Source organism: Bradyrhizobium sp. LeoA1Lang (assembly GCF_055413685.1).
The window spans coordinates 1-1,628 of record NZ_JBVAPG010000383.1 but is presented as its reverse complement, the minus strand read 5'-3'; the positions used below and the strand labels follow the sequence as shown (position 1 = coordinate 1,628).

Sequence of the window (1,628 nt, the reverse complement as noted above, 5' to 3'; positions counted from 1 at the left end):
GTTGCGTGAGTCGCTTCGTGGGCGTCGATTCTGGGTCTGTCGGCGATCGAAATCCGGCGGCAAAAGGATACGCCTGGACTGTAAGATTAACGGGGGGACGAAACGTCATCGCGGCGTTTGGGCCTGCTCGAGGCCGCACCGAAGCTGCGCGGCCGCGACGCCGGCAGGATGGTCCTGATCCTGCTGATGGAAGACGCCCAGGCGGCGCGCCCAGGCAAGACCGCGAGCGACCGCAGCACGCGACGGCTGTTTGAGCGGCTGGTGTCGCTCGGCGCGGTGCGCGAGCTCACCGGCCGTCCGACCTCCCGATTGTACGGGCTCTGACATGGGACGGCGCGCGCGACCGAAAGCGGATCTCGACACCGAACTGGCCGACCTGCCGCCGGAGCTGCGCTGGCGCGAATGGATGGGCCGGGTCGAGGCCGTCATCTTCGCCTCGCCCGAGCCGGTGACGCGCGAGGTCCTGACGCGCGTCGTCGGCCGCGGCTGCAACCTCGATCTCGTCATCGACGACATCCGCGACGAGCTCCGCGGCCGGCCTTACGAGCTCGTCTCCGTCGCCGGCGGCTGGCAGCACCGCACCCGGAAAAACTTCGCCGAGGCGATCCGCGCGGCGATCGGCACTGCCGGCGGCGACAAGGCGTTGTCGCAGACCGAAGCGCTGATCCTCGCCTGCATCGCCTATTACCAGCCGATCAATCGCAGCGAATTGTCATCCTTCTTCGGCAAGGAGGTCAGCCGCGATACCATCGGGCGTCTGCGCGGATTGGGGTTCATCGCGAGCGGCCCGCGCAGCCCGCAACCCGGCGCGCCCTACACCTACGTGACGACCAAGGGCTTCCTGTCGCACTTCGGCCTGGAGACGCTGCGCGATCTTCCGGATATGGAAGCGCTGGAGGACGCCGGCCTGCTCAGTAAAGATAAAATGTTGGCGGGTGAGTTTCCCGATTCCCTGCCGGCACATGACGAAGACCAGGACGATGATGAAAAAGCTGCAGATTGGACAGAGACAGGCTAGCCGCATTTGCCGAATGTCGGCCACCGATCGGCTTGCTTTCATCGCATAAATGGGTCGAAAATATGCATTATTTCAATGTGTTGTAACCTGGCTACGAACGCGTGGGGGCCTTCACTTAATGGATTTTCAGTCCTTTCTGTATTATATTGGAGGAGAGGAGAATCCATGTCCGCCCGACGTGACACGACTAAAGCCCGCTACACCGCCAACGTGATTCAGAGGCTCGCGAGCGCCAACAACGTCGCTGTCGTTGTGTCCGACAACGACCTCTTCGCACACCACGTCACGCGCCTTTCCGGCGACGACATTCACTTTGACCCGATCGAGAATACGATCGTGGCCCTGCAACGTGCCGGCATTTTGGATCGCGTCCAGGCCGTCCGACTTCAGGCCCGCTATTTGCGCGAAAATCGTTCGTGACCTTCGATCCTTTCGGGGACTTTGAGACGCGCGGCTATTTGCGCAACGTCGCAAAGACCAAGGACCTAGTGGTCTATCACAGTGATTTTGACTCTTTGGGGGTGGCTGGATAGGCGCGGCCGAGTTTGGCGCGAGCTTTGTCGGTTGTGAACATCCATTTGATTCGGGCTCGGGTTTTATTTCGCCGCCG

General features: G+C 61.9%; 3 protein-coding genes. All 3 read left to right on the top strand.

The features are described from left to right. Window positions 1-117: 117 nt before the first annotated feature. The 3 genes from ACZYOF_RS43655 to ACZYOF_RS43645 all read left to right on the top strand — a co-directional run bounded on the left by ACZYOF_RS43655 (window position 118) and on the right by ACZYOF_RS43645 (window position 1,438). Window positions 118-324, top strand: coding sequence for a DUF1403 family protein (locus tag ACZYOF_RS43655; RefSeq protein WP_463719574.1), 207 nt, complete (start codon window positions 118-120; stop codon window positions 322-324). A 1-nt stretch (window position 325) separates the two neighbouring features. Next, on the top strand, window positions 326-1,018 hold the full coding sequence (gene scpB, locus ACZYOF_RS43650; protein WP_463719573.1) for an SMC-Scp complex subunit ScpB: 693 nt from the start codon (window positions 326-328) through the stop codon (window positions 1,016-1,018). 165 nt (window positions 1,019-1,183) lie between these two features. After that, a complete protein-coding gene (locus tag ACZYOF_RS43645; RefSeq protein ID WP_130584333.1) occupies window positions 1,184-1,438 on the top strand; it encodes a hypothetical protein in 255 nt (84 codons plus the stop codon). Window positions 1,439-1,628: the final 190 nt, after the last annotated feature.

Excerpts from the sequence above, each read along its gene's own strand:
- scpB (WP_463719573.1), top strand. The coding sequence starts at position 326 with ATGGGACGGCGCGCGCGACCGAAAGCGGATCTCGACACCGAACTGGCC.
- ACZYOF_RS43645 (WP_130584333.1), top strand. The coding sequence starts at position 1,184 with ATGTCCGCCCGACGTGACACGACTAAAGCCCGCTACACCGCCAACGTG.